At 65.1% G+C, this 21,269-nt stretch carries 21 protein-coding genes; 6 read left to right on the forward strand and 15 right to left on the reverse strand.

What is annotated here, in order from left to right; all coding sequences use genetic code 11:
• Positions 1-96 precede the first annotated feature (96 nt).
• The 6 genes from llg_RS19030 to llg_RS19055 all read right to left on the reverse strand — a co-directional run bounded on the left by llg_RS19030 (position 97) and on the right by llg_RS19055 (position 5,807).
• Positions 97-1,068 (reverse strand): hypothetical protein, encoded by a 972-nt coding sequence (locus llg_RS19030; protein WP_338286524.1) that lies wholly within the window; start codon positions 1,066-1,068, stop codon positions 97-99.
• A gap of 538 nt (positions 1,069-1,606) precedes the next feature.
• Positions 1,607-2,674, reverse strand: coding sequence for an AAA family ATPase (locus llg_RS19035; RefSeq protein ID WP_338286525.1), 1,068 nt, complete (start codon positions 2,672-2,674; stop codon positions 1,607-1,609).
• The gene (locus llg_RS19040; RefSeq protein WP_338290186.1) at positions 2,671-2,919 is read right to left on the reverse strand and encodes a helix-turn-helix domain-containing protein; all 249 of its coding nucleotides are present in this window, start codon (positions 2,917-2,919) and stop codon (positions 2,671-2,673) included. The genes llg_RS19035 and llg_RS19040 overlap by 4 nt, the downstream gene beginning before the upstream one ends.
• A 426-nt stretch (positions 2,920-3,345) precedes the next feature.
• Positions 3,346-4,911 carry a DUF3592 domain-containing protein gene (locus llg_RS19045; protein WP_338286526.1) on the reverse strand — a complete coding sequence of 522 codons (1,566 nt, stop codon included), beginning with the start codon at positions 4,909-4,911 and terminating at the stop codon, positions 3,346-3,348.
• A gap of 198 nt (positions 4,912-5,109) precedes the next feature.
• The gene (locus llg_RS19050; protein WP_338286527.1) at positions 5,110-5,412 is read right to left on the reverse strand and encodes a hypothetical protein; all 303 of its coding nucleotides are present in this window, start codon (positions 5,410-5,412) and stop codon (positions 5,110-5,112) included.
• Between the two features lie 53 nt (positions 5,413-5,465).
• Complete coding sequence (locus llg_RS19055; RefSeq protein ID WP_338286528.1) at positions 5,466-5,807, reverse strand: zinc ribbon domain-containing protein YjdM; 342 nt, start codon at positions 5,805-5,807, stop codon at positions 5,466-5,468.
• Positions 5,808-5,928: 121 nt separating this feature from the next.
• Between llg_RS19055 and llg_RS19060 the strand changes: the two genes are divergently transcribed.
• The 3 genes from llg_RS19060 to llg_RS19070 all read left to right on the forward strand — a co-directional run bounded on the left by llg_RS19060 (position 5,929) and on the right by llg_RS19070 (position 7,487).
• Positions 5,929-6,315 carry a hypothetical protein gene (locus llg_RS19060; RefSeq protein ID WP_338286530.1) on the forward strand — a complete coding sequence of 129 codons (387 nt, stop codon included), beginning with the start codon at positions 5,929-5,931 and terminating at the stop codon, positions 6,313-6,315.
• 174 nt (positions 6,316-6,489) lie between these two features.
• The gene (locus llg_RS19065; RefSeq protein WP_338286531.1) at positions 6,490-6,966 is read left to right on the forward strand and encodes a cupin domain-containing protein; all 477 of its coding nucleotides are present in this window, start codon (positions 6,490-6,492) and stop codon (positions 6,964-6,966) included.
• Between the two features lie 134 nt (positions 6,967-7,100).
• Positions 7,101-7,487: a VOC family protein gene (locus llg_RS19070; protein WP_338286533.1), complete on the forward strand. Its 387-nt coding sequence runs from the start codon at positions 7,101-7,103 to the stop codon at positions 7,485-7,487.
• 78 nt (positions 7,488-7,565) lie between these two features.
• On the opposite strand, the gene llg_RS19075 is transcribed toward llg_RS19070, so the two are convergent.
• From llg_RS19075 to llg_RS19095, 5 genes are all read right to left on the reverse strand, one after another.
• Complete coding sequence (locus llg_RS19075; RefSeq protein ID WP_338286535.1) at positions 7,566-8,525, reverse strand: hypothetical protein; 960 nt, start codon at positions 8,523-8,525, stop codon at positions 7,566-7,568.
• Entirely contained in the window at positions 8,522-9,052 is a 531-nt protein-coding gene (locus tag llg_RS19080) for a sigma-70 family RNA polymerase sigma factor (protein ID WP_338286537.1), read from the reverse strand. Before llg_RS19080 ends, llg_RS19075 begins: the two co-directional genes overlap by 4 nt.
• Positions 9,049-9,570 carry a hypothetical protein gene (locus llg_RS19085; protein WP_338286539.1) on the reverse strand — a complete coding sequence of 174 codons (522 nt, stop codon included), beginning with the start codon at positions 9,568-9,570 and terminating at the stop codon, positions 9,049-9,051. The genes llg_RS19080 and llg_RS19085 overlap by 4 nt, the downstream gene beginning before the upstream one ends.
• Before the next feature lie 70 nt (positions 9,571-9,640).
• On the reverse strand, positions 9,641-10,315 hold the full coding sequence (locus llg_RS19090) for a hypothetical protein (protein WP_338286540.1): 675 nt from the start codon (positions 10,313-10,315) through the stop codon (positions 9,641-9,643).
• Positions 10,316-10,703: 388 nt separating this feature from the next.
• Positions 10,704-13,163 (reverse strand): DNA translocase FtsK 4TM domain-containing protein, encoded by a 2,460-nt coding sequence (locus tag llg_RS19095; protein WP_338286541.1) that lies wholly within the window; start codon positions 13,161-13,163, stop codon positions 10,704-10,706.
• 317 nt (positions 13,164-13,480) lie between these two features.
• On the opposite strand from llg_RS19095, the gene llg_RS19100 reads away from it, so the two are divergent.
• A complete protein-coding gene (locus llg_RS19100) occupies positions 13,481-13,930 on the forward strand; it encodes a nucleotidyltransferase (protein WP_338286543.1) in 450 nt (149 codons plus the stop codon).
• Positions 13,931-14,010: 80 nt separating this feature from the next.
• On the opposite strand, the gene llg_RS19105 is transcribed toward llg_RS19100, so the two are convergent.
• Positions 14,011-14,388: a hypothetical protein gene (locus llg_RS19105; RefSeq protein WP_338286544.1), complete on the reverse strand. Its 378-nt coding sequence runs from the start codon at positions 14,386-14,388 to the stop codon at positions 14,011-14,013.
• Between the two features lie 97 nt (positions 14,389-14,485).
• Between llg_RS19105 and llg_RS19110 the strand changes: the two genes are divergently transcribed.
• Entirely contained in the window at positions 14,486-15,421 is a 936-nt protein-coding gene (locus tag llg_RS19110) for a type I phosphomannose isomerase catalytic subunit (protein ID WP_338286546.1), read from the forward strand.
• Between the two features lie 145 nt (positions 15,422-15,566).
• On the opposite strand, the gene llg_RS19115 is transcribed toward llg_RS19110, so the two are convergent.
• From llg_RS19115 to llg_RS19125, 3 genes are read right to left on the reverse strand one after another with little or no spacing between them, the layout of a single operon-like run.
• Positions 15,567-17,030, reverse strand: a complete 1,464-nt coding sequence (locus llg_RS19115) for a M81 family metallopeptidase (protein WP_338286548.1) — start codon at positions 17,028-17,030, stop codon at positions 15,567-15,569.
• 13 nt (positions 17,031-17,043) lie between these two features.
• Positions 17,044-17,778 (reverse strand): copper homeostasis protein CutC, encoded by a 735-nt coding sequence (locus tag llg_RS19120; protein WP_338286550.1) that lies wholly within the window; start codon positions 17,776-17,778, stop codon positions 17,044-17,046.
• Between the two features lie 56 nt (positions 17,779-17,834).
• Positions 17,835-18,644, reverse strand: coding sequence for an MBL fold metallo-hydrolase (locus tag llg_RS19125; RefSeq protein WP_338286551.1), 810 nt, complete (start codon positions 18,642-18,644; stop codon positions 17,835-17,837).
• Between the two features lie 100 nt (positions 18,645-18,744).
• Here llg_RS19125 and llg_RS19130 point away from each other — a divergent pair, with 100 nt between their 5' ends.
• Entirely contained in the window at positions 18,745-21,249 is a 2,505-nt protein-coding gene (locus tag llg_RS19130; RefSeq protein ID WP_338286552.1) for an AsmA-like C-terminal region-containing protein, read from the forward strand.
• Positions 21,250-21,269 lie beyond the last annotated feature (20 nt).

Raw genomic sequence — 21,269 nt, forward strand, 5'->3', positions numbered from 1 at the left:
GTCGATGGGATAGGGCTTCCGGTGACTCCGGCTGCTCCAGCCGATCCAGGCTCTTCCCCCCTATGCGTCCCATAGGTCCCATACGACCTATAGCTCCTAGCCTTCCGCCTCCCTCAACCACACCACCTCCCCCACCCTTCCGGTCTTCGGGTGACAGTGCCCGGGGAGGCGGCACGGGTGCTCGGGGTGGCCGAGCAGGCCGGGGTCCAGGCCCAGCAGCGGGGCGTGTGTCTTGAGCGAGGCCAGGGCCTCCGGGGGCGGCGTCTCGATCCAGGCGTGGAGGCTTTTGCCGCCGGTGTGGACGATGGCGGCGAGCCGCATGCCGCATTCGTCCTGGAGCCAGCGCAGCAGCGCGAGGGAATCGCGGAGGTGGCGGTGGTGTTCTTCCTCGGTCACTGGGGCGAGTCCATCGAAGCCATCGAAATCGAGGACGGTGTAGGGGCTGGCGACGACGTTCATCGTACTTCGCGAGACGGTGCCGGGGGCCCACAGGGTCGGGGTGGTCATGGGGCCGATGCGTTCGTCATCGGGGGCGGCGCACCATTCGGCGCGGGTGCGCCAGCGGCGTGCATGCTTATCCCCGCTTTCGTGGACCTCGCCGGTCCAGAGCAGGGCCTCGGGCGGGAACAGGGTGCGCAGGAAATGGCGGGGATCGTGGAGGACGAGCGGATCGTCCGGACGCTGCGGCGAGGTTTCCCAAACGTCATACGGATCCCAGGGATGGGCGGCGATGAGGGCGGCGCGGCGTTGACGGATGGCGGCCGCGGCGCGGGCTTGGTCGGCGGCGCGGAGAGAAGACGCAAGACTGGAAGAAGTAAGACGTAAGATTGAAGAAGAGGAGGCCGGGCGGTCGCGGGGCGGGAGGCTGTCGGGGAGACCGGCGAGGGCGAAGATGCGTTTGCGGTGCTCGGCATCGCCGGGATGGGCGGCGCAGGCGAACTTGCCATCGGCGAAGAGGACGAGGTGGTTGCCGGTGCGGTCGCGGTCCTGCTCGGCGCAGGCGGGGCAGCGGGCGTGGGACTTGTTTCCGCGGTGGCGGAGTTTTTCGAGGCGGGTGGGGTCGAGCATGGGAGAAGACGGAAGACTTGAAGACGCAAGAAGTAAGAGAAGAGGAAGAGAGGGCGGGTGTGGTTGGGTGGGAGTTGTCCAGTCTGTCCAGTAGCCCTAGGGGAACTGGACAGACTGGACTGGATACCGTGGAGGAGGACGCGGAGCGAAGTAGCGCTGGGCTGGGCCCGGCGTGCGGGATGGAGCGGGTGTGATGGGAGGGCGAGGCATGAGGGAAACCGCCACGAGGCGGGCCATTGAAGTGAAGGGAGCGCGTGTCAACGGAAGGGCTCTTCCCAACACGCCGGGCCAAGCCCAGCGCTACCACGCAAGCGGAATTGGAGGCGTGGGAGTAGAGAGAGAGAGATAGCGTTCTCTCTCTTTCTCTCCTCCCCTGTCCTGTCCTGTCCACGCCTTGCCCCTGCATGGTCGCGCACCCGGGAGCGGACGCGGCTGTTAGACCCGGTCGCCCCGGCGGAGCGCCCCCACCTTTCCCGCCGGGTTGTCCAGTCTGTCCAGTTCCCCTAGGGCTACTGGACAGACTGGACAGTGGACTCGCTCACGGCTGCCACCAGAGGCGTCCGTTTTCGTCCTCGACGATGTGGTTGGGATGCTCGTTGAGGATGACGAACGCGCGGGCACGGGCGCATAGTTCGGCTGAGACGAGACGGTTTGCCGCCTGGGTGCGGGTTTCCCCACGCATGCCGCACAGCGCCGTTTCGATCGCCTTGAACGGCACTCCACGTTCCTTCTTCACCTCCTCGCCGGAAAGGAACCCCTCCATGTCGAACTCCGGATAGGCGGTGAAGAAGCCGTCGCGGCGGTGCCAGGCGCTCGGCGGGCCTTCCTTGCCGTCGTTGTTCTTGCAGCAGGTCAGCACCACGGTGTCGTCCTCGGTGCGGTTGCTGGCGGGTTCCAGCGCGAACACGCATCGCGCGGCGCTGCCGATCTGGTAGCTGCCGGCGAGTTCGTGGAGGAGATCGCGACCGCTCTTGCGGGTGCCCTCGCTGGATTTCTTCCGCATGTGGTGGAGGATGAGCAGCGCGGGGCGCTCGGCCATGTCCTCGGGCAGGCAGGAGAAAATGGCATCGAGCGCGCCGCGGTAGTCGGCCTGCTTGTCGCCATCCGCGGCGCGGTTCCAGGGATCGATGATGACCAGCCCGGGCCGCAGCTCGGCGATGCGCTCGCGGAGCAGGGCGCGGAATTCCAGCTCCTGGAACGCGAGGCCGTAGGGCGGTGGTGGGGTGATGCGGACCCATTCATCGAGCACCTCGCGGCTGGCCATGCGGGCCAGCGGCTCCAGCTCGGATTTCAGCCGGTAGGGGCCGTTCTCACACTGGACGACGAGGCTGCGGAAGCGGGCGTGGAGCGGGTGGCCGAACCACGAGCCACCGGTGGCCCCGGCGATGGCCAGCGCCATGGCGGCGCGGCTTTTCCCGACCCCGGGCCAGCCGCCGAGGACGGTGAGGCCGCCGCGGGTGAGGTGGCAATCCCCCATCAGCAGGAAATCCTGCGGCGGCTGGAAATCGAGGAAGTCCGTGGGCTTCCAGATCGGCATCAGCGGCGTCACGCGGTGAACCTCATCGCGCACGTCCTTCAGCGAGGCGCTTTCCAGGATCGGGATCAATGGGCACCTCCCGGCTGCGGCTTCACCACGCGGGCGGTGCTGGCCTCGATGAAGGCCTCGAGATCCGCGGTGCGGAAACGCAGCGCCGCGCCCAGGCGCACCACCGGGATCTCCCCGGCGAGCACGAGATTGGAGAGCTGCCGGGGCGAGAGCCGCAGCCGCGCCGCCGCCTCCCGGCGGGTGCAGAGCGTCTGGGTGGGTGCGGGGCGATCGGGTGTCGGATGGTGTAATAGGATGTCCTTCATCACGGCCGGAGGTTGTCCGTACCGCCGCGGGGGTGGGTAGTGAACAGTTGGCCAAACCGGGGGAGAAGTTTGCTGGTTTTCAGTTTTCAGAGAAGAGGAAGAAGTGCCGAGTGATCAGTCAGCAGTGATCAGAGGAAGGAGTTGAGCCTTCAGGCGAGGAAGGTCTTCAGGGGGAGGCGGAGGCTCTGGAGATTTCAGCCGCAAAGACGCGCAACAATCTCAAAAGGGAAGAGGTCGGTTGGCCTTTGGAAATCGAGAACACGGCGGGCTCTTCCTCTTGCTGAACACTGAAAACTGAACACCAGCAAACTCCTCCAGAGCCTCCGCCGCCCTCTTCTCTGATTTGCCTCCGGCTATGTCCGCGTCGCTCCCATTCTGCTGACTCGGCACTTCTTCCGCTTCCCTGAACACTGAACACCCGCAAACTCATCCCACCCACGCATACACCGCGATGGCCAGCAAGACCGCGGCGACGATGAGCGAACGGCGGCCGTCGAGAACCATCTCCGTGTCCACGTTCAGGCCGGACTGCGCGGGGTTCGCGGGGTTGTAGAAGACGTCCACTTCCGAGCCCGCGGGATGGCGCGCCACCTCGGCATCGGCGCTGGCGCGGGCTCCGGCGATCTTCACGTTGAAGGGCCCCCGGGCGCTGGTGTTGCCGTGGTAGTCCTGGCCATCCGCCTGGTAGCGGTATTCGATCACGGCGCGGTAGTAGGTGCGGGTGCGGGCACTGGAGTCCGCGCTGTCCGTTTCCGTGAACGACTCGGTGGCGCTGGAAACGACTGTCCCCTTCACCCGCGACCATGGCAGGGCCTTGCGCGGATGACGCCGCATCCACAAGCCCACCACGAGGCAGAACAAGCCCGCGCCGCCGCACAGGAACACCACCAGCGGATGTCGCATGCCGGGAATGCCGCGGCTGAACGCGCGCGCGATCTCCGGGGCTTTTCCAAACGCCACCAGCCCGCCGGTGTAGAGCGCCGCGAGCAAGACCGCCCCGCCCCACAGGCAGCCCAGGGAAACCGGTGGCTTCCGTTCCAAGACCGCGTCCTCCGGGTCCGCCGGATCGTAATACACCGGCACCTCCGCGCCCACCGGGTAGCGTTTCACCACCACGTCCACGTTGTCCGCGGAGCCCATGCCGATGCTGACGCGCTCGCCGCGCACCGTCTTCCCACCGGCCTGGAACTCGTAGGTGATCCACGGGACATTCCGTACTTGGGTGGTATCGCCCGCGTGGCGGTGCCGCTCCGCCTTCACCTCGGAGCGCGTGATCCGCGCACGCGTTTCCTCCCAGCGCGAGGCCTGCCGGACCCGCCGCGTGAGATACCCCACCAGCCCGAGCAAGCCGAGCGGCGGACCGAAAAGCAGCAGCGCCATCCAGATTCCAGACGCCTCATCGCCCATCCCCACCAGCACCAGCCCCGCCGCGGAGGCCGCGATGCCCGCCAGCGCCAGCTTGGGCAGGCCGGAGTGTTTCCACTGCCGCGCCAGCAGCACCACGGCCGCCAGCAGGATCGCCACGGCCAGCCCGCGCACCCCGTTCCGCACGCGCAGGTAGCCCTCGTTTCGCACCGGCTCGGCGTGCGGCGCGTGGCTGATGTCGAAGAGCTCCCCCGCCCCCTCGCGGGCAAACGCGGCCTGCATCGCCGTGACCATCGCGGCGCGGGTATCGAGCGCCTCGCGCTCCGTCGGCGCCGTCACCGTCAGCCACCCATCCCGCGTTTCCTGCCGCGGGTCCGGCTCGGTTTCCAGCGCCACCTTCACCTGGACGTTGCGGCGGGCGTCCTCGAACGCACGCAGGACGCGGGCATCATCCCGCTCCTGCGTCGTGCGCAGCCGCGCGCGGGTCGACCGCTCCGCCGCGGCGAACGAGGCCGCGAAGTCCTGCACCTCCCACACCAGGAACGCCACCGCCACCAGGCCGAGGAAGATGAACTTCATCCTCGCGAACACCGCGAGCTGTTCCGGCGATGGCGCTTCCTTCTTCATCGGTCCGCAATCTAGCAGACCGCTCCGTGCGGGGGAAGGACGATGGCCACATCGCCACCGCCATCCAGGCCAATCGGCCCACGCTCACCTCCGGCTGGACCTACCGCACCTTCCACAGCACTGGCACAGTGAACGACATTCCGAAGACCATCCTCCGCGCGAAGGTCAGCGAAACGCCCTCATCGGAACCCGTTCCACCTATCGCGCCGGAACGTCCCCGGGATGCTCCGTCCCCGCTTGCTTTGCGAGCGGCACCTCGTGCGCCTGCAGGCGTTGCAACATCGCGACCAATTCCGCATAAGTGGGACGTCCCCGGTTCTCCTTCAAAATCTCGGCGACGCGGGCGGATTTCCCCGCTTCGATCTGGCGGGCCGACTCTTGCAGCACCATTCCCGTGAACTCAGCGTAGAAGTGCTGCTCCACTGAGCGATTGAAATAGACGATCACCAGACCGATCAGGAGAACGACATTCAACACGATGGAAAGCGTCTTCATTTTCATGGTGGGGACACGATCTCAATTTCAGGCCGCTTGCACCGCGATCGCCAGCCCAGTCACTTCTCCGTCACCTTCTTCACGTAGCACGCCTTCAGGGCGATCGAGACGCCGTTCATCTTGCACGAGATCTCGTGGTCGCCCTCGACCAACCGGATCGGCTTCGACTTCGTGCCGGTCTTCAGCACGTCCGAGGTGCCGCCCAGCTTGATGTCCTTCACCATCGCCACGATGTCGCCGTCCGCCAGCACGTTGCCGTGCGCGTCCTTCACCACCCGCGCCTGCTCCGGCTCGTCGGTCTCCTCCTTCGCCCACTCGTGGCCGCACACCACGCACTCGTAGCGGGATTCATATTCCAGGTGTTCTTTGCTGTCGCAGATCGGGCAGACGGGCTCGCTCATGGCGCCAGCTTCACCGCATCGGCGGGGCTTTGTCCACTGCTTGTGACGGACGGCCCAATTGTCACCAAACAGGCTTTGACGCGCCGGTGGCCCGCGGTCCTTTACTGGAAGCCATCGCCCCATGCACCTCGAACGTTGCCAGGACCAGAACCAGCGGACACTGGATCAATTCTACGGGGAATTCCTCGCGGCGGACAATTCGCCCTCCCGCGAGGCCGCCCACGCCATGCTCGGCCTGATCGGCCGGCTGCGGTCGCTGGACGATCCGCGGCGCGTGCACGGACTCACGTCGCATTTCCGCCTCTGCCTGCTCGCCCAGGACCATCACGCCACCCCCTGGCACGTCACCATCGCCACGCTGGGCCGCGATCTCTATCAGATCGACTACCTCATGCCGGACCACCACGCCCCGTGGCCCGGCGCCCGCGTCAGTGGCGAGGCCCGCGGCGAGGAACACGCCCTGCAAATGGTCCTCCGCGCCATGGACCTCTCCGGCGGCTGGAGTTGAAGTAGAGCAAGTTTCCAACTTGCTCACGGGGCAGGCCCGTAGGCCCTCAAGGCGTCGCAGGAATAAGCGGCATCTCCTCCACATCAAGCGTCCCTTCAGGACGCGGAGCCCATCCTCCCGCCTTCCTAAACGCTCGACTCCCTCCCTGCCACGGAGAGACAACTCACCATCCTCATGAACCACCTCCGCGTCTCCGAAATGGACTGGATCGAGCAGCGCTCGCCGCTGGGAAAGTTCCACGTCTTCCGCCGCCACCTCTCCGAGGCCCTCGGCGCGCCGCGTGACGCGGGCGTCGCGAATGGCGGCCATCCCTTCGACGTGGAAATGGTGAAGCTCCCGCCCGGTGCCACCAATTGCCCCTTCCACGCCCATGCCGCGCAGTGGGAGTTCTACCTCGTCCTCAGCGGCAGCGGCTCCATCCGCCATGGCGACACCGCCACGCCCGTCGCCGCCGGGGATTCCTTCGTCTGCCCGCCCGGCGAGGCCCACCACCTCACCAACACCGGCACCGAGGACCTGCTCTACTACGTCATCGCCGACAACCCGCCCGCCGACGTCATCCACTACCCGGACACCGGCAAATGGCATGTGAAGCCCCTGCGGAAATCCTTCGTCATGCAGGAGGTCGATTACTACCAGGGCGAGGAGTGACCGCCGCCCGCGCGCCGGCATCGCCACACATTCCTCCTTGCGCGCGCTCCGCCCCGTGCCATGGGTGATATCCCTCCGATCGGCTCCCGGAGGTGCCATCGCGTGGAGCCACGAACCATCTACCAATCACCACCATGGGACAACACGGCTACAACCAAGGCGACCTCGGCTGGTCCGAGCTCACCACCACCAGCGCCGCGGACGCGATCTCCTTCTACGGCAGCCTCGTCGGCTGGGAAAAGAAGGGCGAACCCGCCCCCGGCTACCATGTCTTCGGCCGCGGCGAGGAAATGCTCGGCGGCATCACCCAACCCCAGGAAGGCTGCGGCGGACCGCCCCGCTGGATGCCCTACACCACCGTCGAAGACCTCGATGCCACGCTCCAGAAAGCGGAAGGCCTTGGCGCGAAAACCATCCTGCCGCCCATGCCGCTGCCCGAGGACTCCGGCCGCATCGCCATCATCCAGGACCCGCAGGGCGTCATGACCGGCCTCGCGCAATACAACCGGAAGGCCTGCTGAAACCCTCCCGTGATGAAGGGCTGCGATCACTCCCGCCCTTCATCCCCATCTTGCCACCGCCGCTCTGGCGCAGTCACCTCACGCCGTCCGCCTCCGCCACCACAGCAGCAGGCTGGCCACCATCACCGGCAGACACCCGCCCGGCTCCGGCACCGAGAAGTCATTGCCGTCATGGCCGGCCCACAGGTACCAATCGTTCCGCATCGATGAGCCGCCAGAGGCCATCGCGTAGAGGCCCTCACCCGCGGTGCCCTCCAGGCTCTTCGTGTGTGACTCGAACGCCAATGCCGGCTCCTCCATCACGGCCGGTTCCGTGACTTCCCCTGAAACGAAGGACGGGGCCGCCACGCCGAACAAGTCCTTCGCCGCCGCAAGGGCCGCCTCCTTCCATTCGATCACCGGTTCGATGTCATCGGCTGGCTTCACCACGGCCGACACATCCGTCTTGGCCACCGTCGGCACAACCGATTCCGGACTGGCATCCACTCCCGGATCGAACGGAATCGAAAACGCGTCGGTTCGCACCGGCAACGGGTCATGGTGAACGACACCACTCTTTCCCACCTCACGGGAGGACGTCGCGGACGCCATCGTTTCCGAATGTCCGCTTGGTTTGATCCCCGATCCTTGGAGCGCCATCCACAACGCCACTCCGGCCGCCACCGCACCGACTCCTGCTGCAACCCGGCGCATCCCACGCCGGGGAGCTTTCTGCTCAGCAATCGGAAGCGGGCTGGCAGCGGACCGCACCGCCCGGCGCAGGTCGACCAGGAAAGAACGCTGCGACGCGACCGAAGCCAGAAACGCCGGCCGCGTGGCGAGCTTCTCCATCAACGGCAGGTCCGCCGGGCGCTCGCCCATCAGCCAATCAAACGCCGCCTGCTCGTCCGGATCGGCGGGCACGAAAGGCACGACATTCTCCGGCAGCGCCACCGGAGCGCCCGCCGCCGCCAGCAGCTCCGCCCGCATCGCATCCCCGAGATCGAAATCCGGAACCCCGAGCGAGCTTTCCAACAAATCCACGAAGGGGTCGTTCACGAGTCCCCCCCTTCCACGCGCCAACGCTGGCGCAGTTGCTTCACCGCCAGATGGAGGAAGTAGCCGATGTTTCCCTGCGAGATCCCGGTGACCTCCTCGATCTCCCGGTAGCTGAGCCCCACCTGGAATTTCAACCGCACCAGTTCCCGCTCGCGGTCCGGCAGCTCCTCCACCAGCGAGGCGAGTTTCCTTTCCCGCTCACCGCGGTCGAGATGGTCGTGAGGCGACCCGCCCTCGTCATCGGGCAGATCGAAGCGGGCGAAATCGAGCCCGAAACTCACCACCTTCTGCCGTCGCAGGTAGTCGCTGACCACGTTCCGGCACACGGTGAAAAGCCACGCCGCGAGATTCTCCGGCATGCCCTTCTCCCGCAAACGGATCAAACGGAAAAAGGTTTCCTGCACCGCATCGCGTGCGAGCTCGCGGTCCGAGCACAGGGTGTAGGCGTGTTTCAGCAACGGCCGCTCGTAGCGGACGAGGATCTCCGCCAGCCAGTTCCCGGATTCCATGGACGCCGCTTCGCTCACGGCGGCGGAGGCGAGGGTTCGGGATGGGCGATGAGCTCGGCGATCATTTCCCGGGCCGCGGGAGTCTCCGTCCACGGCGGCAGCTCGAGGAAATCCGCCGCCTCGCGGCAGGCCTGGATGTCAGCGGGATCACTCATTCGCGTGGCGGCCAACCGCAGCGCCGCGATCCCATCCGGCTCTCCGAGCTGGATCAAGCCTTCACGGGCCGCGTTACGTAGATCCCGATCCGGCGAGCTGAGATAGGGCGAGATCCGCTTCACCGCGGCGGCCTCATAACTCGCCACCGCCTCCTCGATCACGGCCAATGCCTGATCCCGCTCCTCCGGAGGCACCGGCTCCGGAGTGCGGGACGACACCCGCTTCGGATCGGGCTGCCGGGGGGCTGGCAGCTCCTTTCCAGCGGAAACCCGGTGCGCTTCAACCGCCGGATCCGGCCGGACGCCGACCTCGCGATGACGGGTGGCGAAGCCGAGCGAAATCGCGACGGCGAGCAGCGAGAAAGCGAGATAACGTTTCATGAATCGGAAAAAGGGGCACGCTCCCCGGCCACACCAGACGGACCGGAAAGCGTGCCGGATGCGCTCCACTTCAGGGAACGGCAACGCCCGGGAAGTAGGGCGTGAGGTTGATCGGGTTCGCCCGCTGCACCTTGTAGGTGCCGGTGTAGATGCTGTTGCCGGTGCCGCCCTTGCCGGAGAGGTCGAAGCTCTCCGTCCGGGTGATCACGGTGTTGCTGGAAGTGCCGATCTTGAGGACCGCCGATTTCAGCGTCTGCGTGCCGATGCCGCTGCCAGGGCCCGCCTTGACGGTGAGCGTGGTGTAGGCGCGGCGCGTCAGGGCCGGGAGCTCGGGGCTGTTCGCCGTGTCCTTGGTGGTCGTGCCGCTGTCCGCCTTGCCCTGCACCACCGGCTGGGTGAGCAGCGCGGCGGGAACCGCCACGGCCGCCTTGCCCTGCTTGGCGGCATACAGGTTGCCCACGTCATTGGCATTGGTGAAGCGCGTGAGCACCCAGCCGCTGACGGAGCCGTCCAACAGGTTCGCGGCGCGCATCGCCTCCAGGATCTCACGGTTGGTGAAACGGACGGAGGTGACCGCATAGGTCTTCTTGTTGCCGCCGTTCGGAAGCTGCTGCACGACGGGAGCGCCTTCGGTGACGATGGTGGCCGACACGGCGATCGGGGCGTTCACGCCCGGCTTGATGGTCTGGCCATAGGCGGACGCGGCGCCGAGAAGCCCGGCGGTAACGAGGATGATGGATTTCATGAGGTAATTCGATGTTTCAAAGGTGAGCGCCGCGGACCGCTCGCCATGAACATCGAATGGGCGGAGGAATTCTTGGCGGAATTCGGAAAAATCCCGCGTGACGGTTCCGTCCCACATTCTTGGTAGCCGCGTTCGTGAGAACGTGGGCGGGGAAAATTCACCTCATCCCTGCGACACCGCTGCAAAACTTCCTGCCGCTCCGGGCGCGCAAAAGCATACTGGATCTGCACGAATCATCGCAAATCCTCACCACCCACGTTCTCACGAACGCGGCTACTTTGGGATCTCCCCGCTATGCCTCCCAAAGAAAGATGGGAGCAGTGATCACAACCACCAACAAAATCGCCCGACACGCTCGGAGAAGCCAAGGCGTCTTCATGGCCGCTGTTTATTTCAAGTACACCTCGCGCGGCTTCGCGCCATCGCCCGGTCCCACCACACCGCGGGACTCCAGGATATCCACCATGCGCGCGGCACGGGTGTAGCCGAGACGCAGGCGGCGCTGCAGCAGCGAGGTGCTGCATTTCTGCTCCTGGCGGGCCACCTCGATGCACTTGATGATGAGTTCCTCATCGGCATCCGAGATCTCCTCCTCGTCGTCATCGCCACCGCCATCGATGGACGCCTGGATGTCGGTGGCGAAATTCGGCGAGGCCTGCGCGGCACAGTGATCGACCAACCGCTCGACCTCGTGGTCGGACACGAAGGCCCCCTGGGCGCGCTCCAGTTTCGCGGAACCGGGCGGCAGGTAGAGCATGTCGCCCTTGCCCACCAGCTTGTCCGCGCCCTTGGTGTCGAGAATGACGCGGGAATCGAGCGCGGAGGAAACCTGGAACGCGATGCGCGAGGGAATGTTCGCCTTGATGATGCCGGTGACCACGTCCGCGCGCGGCGTCTGGGTGGCGATGATGAGGTGGATGCCCGCGGCACGCGCCTTCTGCGCGATGCGCGCGATGCACATCTCGACGTCCGCCGGCGCGGTCTGCATCAGGTCCGCCAGCTCGTCGATCAGCACGACGATGTACGGATAGCGGTCCGGCATTTCATCCTCTTCCGGAATGAGATCCTCCTCATCGGCCTCCGGGCCGAGTTCGCCGGACTCCAACGCCGAAGCGATGGATTCGATGGCTTCCAGATCGACCTCCTCGTCCTCGGGTTCCGGTTCGGGCTCGGGAGCCGCCGGTTTCTCCGGGCGCACCCGCTGGTTGTAGGCGTCGAAATTGCGCACGCCGACCTTGGCGAAGACGCGGTAGCGCTTCTCCATCTCGTTGACGACCCACTTGAGCGCGGCCACCACCTTCTTCGGATCGGTGACCACCGGGACCACGAGGTGCGGCAGCTTGTTGTACATCTGCATCTCGACCACCTTCGGGTCCACCATGATGAACCGCAGTTCATCCGGGCCGAACTTGAAGAGCATCGAGGCGATGATCGAATTGATGCACACCGATTTACCCGAACCGGTGGCACCCGCGACGAGCAAGTGCGGCATCGCGGCAAGGTCGGCGATCACGGTCTTGCCGTAGACGTCCTTGCCCAGCGCCAGCGGAATCTTCTTCTTCGCGGACTTGAACTCCGGATCGTCGATCAGCTCGCGCAGCGGCACCGCCACCTTCTTCGAGTTCGCGATCTCGATGCCCACCGTGTCCTTGCCGGGAATCGGCGCGAGGATGTTGATGCGTTCCGCCTTGGTGGCGCGGGCGATGTCCGCCTCGAGCTGTGAGATGCGGGACACGCGCAGGCCGGTGCTTGGATAGATCTCGTAGCGCGTGATCGTCGGGCCGCGGGTGATGTCGCCGGGAGTCACCTCGATGCCGAAGGCCTTCAGCGTCTCGATGATGATCTGCTGGTTCGAGAACAGCTCCTCACGGTTCGCCGCCTCCGGCACGTCGTCCTCCTCGATCTTGTCGAGCAGGTCGTAGCCGGGCGTTTCGTAGTCCTCGTAGCCGGTCTGGCTGAGCGATTGGTGGGACGGCTTCTTGCGCTCGAACGGCTTCGCGCCGATCGGAGCATCGACCATCCGCCGCTGGGACGCATCGATGATTTTCGGCACCGGCGTTTCCTTGAGCGTGAACTGGGTCTGGCCATCGTCCTCCGCCTCTGGAGCAGCCTGTGCTCCCGCCGCCTTCGCGGCCTCGCGTTCGCGGCGGCGCTGGTCCCGCTGGCGCTCACGCTCGGTGTCCAGCTCGGACTGGCGGGCGGCCGCCAGCCCGGCGGCCTCACGGCGCTCCAGATACTCATGGTAGCGCATGCGGCCGAGCCGGTAGCACGCCTTCAGAAACCGCACCGGTGGCTGGCCGGTGAAAAGGATGAGTGCCACCAGGTAACCGGTACCGAACAGCAACAGCGTGCCGATCCGCCCGATCAGGCGCTCGAACACATAGCCGCCCACGCCATAGCCGACCACCCCGCCCGGGCTGATGATCCGGCAGCGAGCGGCCCAGTCCTTGAAAAAGTAATCCGCCGAGTGCAGCCACACCGCGCCCGCCACCAGCAGGATCACGAAACCGAGGATCTTCCGCGGCCACAGAGCCCCCTCCTTCCATAGCTTCACCCCCCCGAACCACATCAACGTCACCGGAATCAACCAGGCGGTGGCTCCGAACAGGACGATCTGGATGAATGCCAGGATGCCGCCCACCGGACCGATCAGGTTGCCGCCCTTGGCATCCGACTTGTCCGCGAAGGGCTCCAGGAACCCGACATGCGGCAGATCCGAGGGCGAGTAGGACACCAGCGAAAGCGCCAGCAGCAGCCCGGTCGCGAGCAGGATGATCCCGGTGATCTCGTTGGACCACTTGGACGGTTCCGGCTCCTCGCCGCGCTTCTTGTTCTCAGGCCGCGCCATATCGGGGGTCGGGGGAGCATCCCCCGCCGGACCTCAACCGGCAAGATTGTTTTCGCAACCGGAATATTCGGAATTCCGTAGGATCACCCCGAAAGCCCCGGCCACGTTCGGGGGAAACGCCCACCTCATCGGTGAATTCGACTGGCAGAACCAGCAATCCGCCGATAGCTTGGGCGAGCAAGCTTCGGCGCTCATGGACAAGACGGTGACCCGGCGAACACTCAAGGACTTCAGGGATCGCGGCAATCCTTGGAAGGACCGCACCTATCAGGAGCGCTTCACCGCCGTGGCCGTCATCAGCGGAACCTGCCGGAACCATGGATCACCTGAACCAGGATTTTCTCGAGTTTATCGGATTACTCGAAGAGGAGAACGTTGAATACCTGATCGTCGGTGGCTATGCCGTCGGCGTCCATGGCTTTCCCCGCTACACGGGCGACATCGATTTCTTCGTGGCCATCCGGCCGGAAAACGCGGCAAAGCTGATCCGGGTGTTCGACCGCTTCGGATTCGGCGATATCGGACTTACCGACGCGGATTTCCTCCAAGAAGATTTCGTCATCGAGATCGGCCGGGAACCTCGGAAGATCCAAGTGCTGACAGGAATCGACGGCGTGACATTCGAGGAGTGCCTCGAAAACCGGATCGAAGTGGACTATGACGGACTGCCGTTGAAGTTCATCGGCAAAGCGGATCTCATCCGCAATAAAGCCGCTTCAGGGCGGTCGAAGGATCAGATCGATTTGGCCGAGCTGGAGAAAAATTGAAACCCTCGTCGGGCCATCAAGGGATCATTGGTACTGTCTCCAACAGCACGGGAGCTACCTCAACGGCGTGTTGACCCAGATCACTGGAACGAACGATAGCCGATTCCCGAATCCCCCGGACCCATGCCGTAGTAGCCTCCCGCCATGCCGGTTTTCATCACCTTGGCTCCGACCGCCCGGCCATTGACGATGCGGAAGTCCACTTCACTGGCTTCCGCGCGGTAATGCCAAATCTCGCCACCGTCACCGGAGGAGCGTTTGGAATTCGGCTCGCCCCAGCGCGCGAGGATCTCTCCAACAGAAGGCGTCCGCCCCGCCGGATCTTCCGCCACTTGCCCCTTCCTTCCGATCCGGAAGGCCGAGTAATCCCGGTCATTGAAACGGACCACACCCGCTCCAATGCAGCCCGGGAGGACCAACACGGAAATGGCGAACAACAATCGGGAGAACGCTTTCATGGGTGAATGGCAAGTTCGATGGTCCCTTACCGCTCTCATACGTTCGTAGAAGATCAATGATCTTTTCAATCGCCGGTCCCGTGGCAGCCTGACGGGCGTGGCTCCCATTACCTTCACCCCTCTCTACATGGATCGCGTCTGGGGCGGTCGTGAACTGGAACGCGTCTACGGCCGCACCCTGCCGGACGCCACCACGCCCATCGGGGAAGCCTGGGAAATCGTCGACCGCGATCCGGAACAATCCGTGGTGAACTCCGGTCCCTTCGCCGGCAAATCCCTGCACGAGCTCTGGAGCCATCACCGCGGGGAGATCTTCGGCGAAGGCCTGCCGGACTCCGAGCGCTTTCCGATCCTGATCAAGATCCTGGATTCCCGCGACGATCTCTCGATCCAGGTTCATCCGCCGGTCGACAAGGCGGACGAACTCGGCGGCGAGCCGAAGACCGAGATGTGGGTGATCGCCGCCGCCGATCCCGGCGCGAGACTCTACGTCGGCCTGAAAAACGGCGTCGCCCGCTCCGATTTCGAGGCCGCCATCGCCGATGGCACCGTCGAGAAAGCCGTCCATGCCATCGCCCCTCAGCCCGGCGAATCGATCTTCATCCCCTCCGGACGCCTCCACGCCATCGGCGCGGGCCTGCTGATCCACGAGATCCAACAGAACTCCGACACCACCTACCGCGTGTTCGATTGGAACCGCATGGGTCTCGATGGCAAACCGCGTGCCCTGCACGTGGAGCAATCGCTGGCGAGCATCGACTTCGAGGACTTCGAGCCTGGCATGGACGTGCCGAATGGCGACGTGCTGGCCGAGTGTCCGTATTTCCGCACCTCCCGCCACGAGCTGGCCGATGGCGCGCTGCTGGCCAATCCGGACCCCGGCCGCTTCACCATCGTCGGCGTGGTGGAAGGCGCGCTCGTCAGCACCGACAACCGCCGTTTCGTGAAGGGCGATTACATTCTCCAACCGAAAGGCGCGTCACCGTTGGTTGCGGACGGCAACACGGTCGCCCTGCAAGTGGAGCTGCCGTGAGGAAGGAGTTGAGGCTTCAGCCGAGGAAGGTCTTCAAAGGGGGCGGAGGCTGGTGAGCAGGAATTCGGAACGAAGCGGACGATCGGGATGAAAAGCGGGTCCATTGGACTCGCCCTCCCTCTGAAGACCTTCCTCGCCTATAGGCTCAACTCCTCAGAAGAGCCACCTCGAACTCCCCCGGATCAAACCCATCATCCAGCGGATAGAACGGCCGCCGGATGCGCTTGAACGCCAGCCTCGGGATATCCTGGTTCACCGCGCCATCCGTCAGCGCCAGAAAGGCGTGGCTCGCCGCGGCATGAAGCTCCGGCTCCAGATAGCCAATCTTCACCACTGTCAACTCGTGCTCCGCCGGATCAAGGCCCAGGCGGGTGAACTCGCGGATCACGTGGAACGGCTTGCGGCGGCTGGTGAGGATGACGTTCACGCCGCCCACCCTCAGCACCGCGAGATCGCCACCCACGACATCATCGGGAGAAAGAAACGCCACCTCCCCCTCCAACGCCAGTGGCACCGCGTGGACTGGATCGAGCTTGCCGCCGAGCGAAACCCTCACCCGGGCACCTACACCCGCATCGTAGCAAACCCGCACCGCCTCCGCGTCCGGCACGCTCGCGTAAATCGCGGTGGCCTTGCCTGAGGCGAAATCCGGATGCGCGAGCAACCGTCCGATGAAGGTCGGAATGTCCCCCGCCCCACCCGCCGTGGGGTTGTCGCCCGAATCGCTGATGAACACCGATTTTCGCCCGAGCGCCGCCGCCTTGGCGATGCACGTGTCGGCATCGTGCGCCTCCACGCAGAAGTTGAAATCGTGCCGCGCTTCCCAATACACCCGCGCGATCCGCACCGCCTCCTCGCGGCATGCCGTTTCGTCCGTGCCGGTCACCACCACCGTGGCCGAGGTGCGCGGTTCATCCGCCCACACGTAACCAACCCACAGCGAGGCATCGAGAATCCCCGGGCGGACATCGGACAGCTTCAGCGTCTGATAGACACTGCGGCCCGGTTCCACGAACGTGCTCGTCCTTTCTCCCGGCAAGCCCACCGGAATCCGCGCCCACGCCCGCACCGGCCGGATGCCATGATCCAGACACTCCAACAGCAGGCGGCACGCCTTCTCCCGAGTCTCCAGGTAATCGATGTGCGGGGCCTCGCGGTAGGCGGTGAAAAGATCCACCCGCTCCACCAGCTCCGGAGTGACATTGCCATGCAGGTCCATGCCCGTGGTGATGAGGCACTGGTCCCCCACCACCTCGCGGATCGCGCGTGCCAGATCGGCCTCCGCGTCGTCCCTGCCGACCACGTTCATCGCGCCGTGGATGTCGAAGTAGAATCCATCCAAGGGCAACACCGCGCGGATGCCTTCAAGCAGTTCGTCCTTCAACGCCTGATAGACCTCCGCCCGCACTGGTCCGCCGGGGATGGCCTTTGCCTGGAGAATCGGAAACCACTCGATGTCCCCGCGGCCTTGGAACTTCCATTCCGGCATGAACGGATAGCGGGCCTGCATCTCCTCCCCGCGGAGCACCAGGAAATCCTCCATGCCGCTGGTCAGCGGCGAGAACGTGCAGCTTTCAATGGCGATGCCGCCGATGGCGATACGGTACATCTCGGCAAGGGGATCAGGAGTTCCCGGAAAGAATGCCACGGATCGCGGCTTCATCGGCGACCTTGCGGGAGAACTCGGGCGGATAGAGCGCCGCGCCCATCGCGGGGCGGTGGTTCCGCCACGTCATGCCGCTGTCCACGGTGCGGCGGCAGCTCAGATGGAACTCGGACGCTTCCGTGAGAGCGGCGATTTTCGCGATGTTCCGCGGCGTGATCCCACCACCGGGCAAAATGACAAGGCGCTCACCGGCGGCCTTCACCAGCCCCCGGATCAAGTCCGCGCCTTCCAGCACGCTGGCTTCCTGACCGGAGGTAAGAATGCGGTGGACGCCGAGCGATGCCAGGGCATCGAGCGATTCGAATGGATCGCGGGAGACATCGAAGGCGCGGTGGAAAGTCACCTGCAGCGGACCCGCCGCCTCGATCAAGGTCCGGATCTTCTCCTCATCCACGCGTCCGTCCGCCAGCAGAGCCCCGATCACGATCCCGTCCACACCGAGTTTCCGGGCCACCGCGATGTCCTCCAGCATCACCTCCATCTCGGTATCGTCGTAGAGGAAATCCCCGCCCCGCGGACGGATGATCACCATCAGCCCCAGCGACACCCGCTGGCGTACCGCGCGGATCATGCCCGCGCTCGGCGTGATGCCCCCCTCCATCAATCCGGCACAAAGTTCCACCCGGATCGCCCCGGCCCGCTCCGCGGCCACGGCACTCTCCACCGAATCGATGCAAATTTCCAACTTCACCCTGCCGAGTGAATCTCATTGCCCCGCGGATGCCAGCGGGAATCGCGGCGTCCGCCTCAATCGCAGAACTCCAGCGAGAACCGCGGCTCCTCCCGCAGCGACCACCAGGGCGAAACCTCGCTGCACGCGCAATGGAGCTCCACATGGCCGTGTCCGGCCTTCTCCAGCGAGCCACGGATCGCGGAAATGGCCACATCCGGATGATTGCAGTCCTGGCTCAGGTGGCCCAGTACGATCCGGCGCAGGCCGGGATGAGCCAGTTCCTCCACCAGCGCGGCGGCCTGGGCGTTCGAAAGATGGCCGTGGCGCGAGCTGATCCGCTGTTTCGTGGACCACGGGCGTTTTGTATCCATTTCCAACAGGTGATCGTCGTAATTCGCCTCCACGAACAGCCCGTGCACGCCGCGCAGGCGGTCGACCATGCCGCGGGTCACGAACCCCGCATCGCTGAGCAGACCGAAGCGGTGCTCCTCATGATGGAACACGAACCCCACCGGGTCGACGGCGTCGTGCTGGATCGCAAAAGCCTCAATATCAAAGGATCCAACCCGGAACGGCTGGCCGGCATCGAACACCCGCCAGGTCGCGCCCTCGATACCCGTGTCCTTCACCACCCGCGCCGTGGCGGCGGTGGCGTAGATCGGCACTGGCATCTGCTTGAGCAGCACCCGCAGGCCGCGGATATGGTCGCCATGCTCGTGGGTCAACAGGATGCCGTGGAAGGAACCGGGATCGAGACCGATCGATTTCAGGCGGGTCACCAACTGCTTCGCGCTCAGACCGGCATCCACCAGCAGGCGCGTGCCTCCCGCCTCGATCACCGTCGAGTTTCCCGAACTTCCGCTCCCCAGCACCGCGAACCGCATCGGGCGGATGCTACGGACCCCGCCAGCCTTCCGCAACGCCGATCGCCGCGATGATTGCAATCAGGCCGCGCGGCCGTACCATGGGCGCGCGTTTCACGGCATGACCCGGCTCCATTTCTTCCGCAACCTCCGCACGGCGATCCTGCTGCTGATGGTCTGCACCGTCGTGGCCGCGGTCGGCGGCCTATGGTGGGCGAATGCCACCGGGCTGCCGGAGGAATGGCGCCAGCGGATCGAACACGAACTGGCGAAACAGGGGCTGAATGTCAGCGTCGCCAGCCTCAGCTATCAACCCTTCCACGGTGGCCTGGTCGCCACCGAAATCCGCATTTTCTCGGATGAAAGCTGCACCCGCCAGATTTCCCGGGTCGAACGGGTGGCCATCGACTTTGACAAAAGCCGCCTCGCCCGCGGCGAACTGAAGCTAACCAAGTTCGAGATCAAGGACGGCCGCCTCGATCTCCCGGTCGACCCCGCGAACCCCAATGGCGAGATGCTGGAGGCCAGCCACGTCAATGCCACCATCGCCATGCCCGGCGGCCGCGTCCTGGAACTCCGGGATGCCAACGGGCAGGTCGAGGGCATCGACGTCGCCGTCACCGCCCGCATCCTGGGCTACCGGCCCGCGCTCAGCTCGCAAGCCGACGACGACCCGAACCGGAAAGCCCGGCTGGAAATCCTCAAGCGCTGTCTGGACGAGGCCCGGAACTGGAAGTTCGACGACAAGGAGCGCCCGAAAATCAGCATCGCCATCGACGGCGACTTCGCGGACCGCTCGACCCTCCACGGCCGGGTCAAGTTCAACGCCACCAACGTCGAACGCGGCGGCCACACGCTGCAAAAGGTTTCCGCGGACGCGGAATGGACCGGCACCTTGTTGACGGTCACCTCGCTGAAAGCCTCCGACCGCCGTGGCGAACTGGAAGGCCGGGTCGACTACGACCTCGTCGGCCGGGAGGGCCGCTTCGGCCTCAGCTCCGGCCTGGACGTACCACGGCTCCTGCGGTCGTGGTTTGGCGTGAGCTCGATCCGCGACGTGACCTTCGCGGGCGAGCAGCGGGTAGAGGGCAACGGCACTTTCAAACTCGTGGACGACGGTCCTCCGGAAGTGAAAGTCACCGGCTCCACCGCTTGCAAGGCGCTGATGATCCGCGGCGTCGCCTTCGATTCGTTCGCCAGCGACTTCTCATGGAGCAAGGGCAACCTCTTCATGCGCGACATCAAGGTGATGCGGCGCGACGGCCAACTCACCGGCAAGATGTTGCTCCAGGACAAATACATCCGCGTGGCGATGCGGACCAATTTCCCCTTCGCGGTGGCGAGGCCGTTCTTCGTGGGCCAGCCCTTCGGCCGGGTGCTCAATGACTTCGCCGAGAACGATCACACCAAGCTGGATGCGAACCTGGAATTCGGCTGGGACCTCGAAAACCCCATGTCGTGGGTCGTTTCCGGACACGGCAAGGTCGAGAATTGCACCTATCGCGGAACCCCTTTCCTATTGGCGGAAACCGACCTGGATCTAAGCCACAGCCAATTGGATTTCCAGAATGGATCGGTCATTTTCGACTACCGGAACTACGCTCTCCAACATGCCCATGATGGAGCGCGCACCGGGGCACTGAAGGTGAGGCAGGTCCGCTACGACAGCGACGCGGACACCGTGGCGATCTCGAACGTCGATGGCAATTTCTGGCCCGCCCCATTGGTCCGCATGTTCGCCCGCGGCATCGCCGAGGACCTGGAGCAATACCGCTTCCACCAGCCGCCCAACCTCCAGTGCTCGGGGCTGGTCGACACCGTCGGCAAGGGCCGCACCGACCTGAAGATCGCTTTCAAAACCAACGCCCCCGCGAACTACGAGTTCATCGGCAAGGACCTGCTGCTGGAGTCCCCCTCGGCCAATGTTCGTATCCAGAACGAGAAGGTGGTGGTGGACAATCTCGCCTTCCGCACCTTCGGCGGACCGGTGGCCGGCACCATCACCCGGATGCCCGGCCGGGAAGCGGGACTGAGCGGCGAATTCAGTTGGACGAAGCTCTCCTTCAACGACGTCGGCGCCCTCTACGGCTTCGATCCAAAGGGAGGCGGGCTGCTCACGGGACGCCTCGAGTTCACCTGCGGCACGAACGGCGTCGAGCATCTCAACGGGCGGGGCTTGATTGGCCTGGAAAAAGGCGAACTCTTCTCGGTGCCGATCTTCGGCCCGCTCTCCCCGCTCATCTCCGGCATTTTAGGTGGCCGGGTTGGCTTCCAAAAGGCCACGGGGGCCTTCTGCACCTTCACCATCCGCGATGGTGTCATGCGCACCAATGACTTCCGGACCGGCACCTCCTCGCTGGCTTTCAGCGGGGATGCCCGGATCGACCTGGACAAGGTCACCCTCGACATGACCATGCGCATGAACGCGCGCGGTCTGCTGGGCGTGCTCACCCTGCCGCTCCGGCCATTTTACGGCCTGTTCCAATTCCACGGCAGCGGCCCGCTCAAGAACCCCGAGTGGCGGAATGTAATGTTCACGTCACCTCCAGAGGATCAAAAGGACGCGCTGATGAATCCACCCAAAGCCACCATCATCCAGGAGCCAGAACGGTTGGAAAAGCGGTGAGATTCCGTAACGCCGCGGGC

Origin of the sequence: Luteolibacter sp. LG18 (assembly GCF_036322585.1) — a bacterium.
In the GTDB taxonomy this organism is placed as follows: domain Bacteria; phylum Verrucomicrobiota; class Verrucomicrobiia; order Verrucomicrobiales; family Akkermansiaceae; genus Luteolibacter.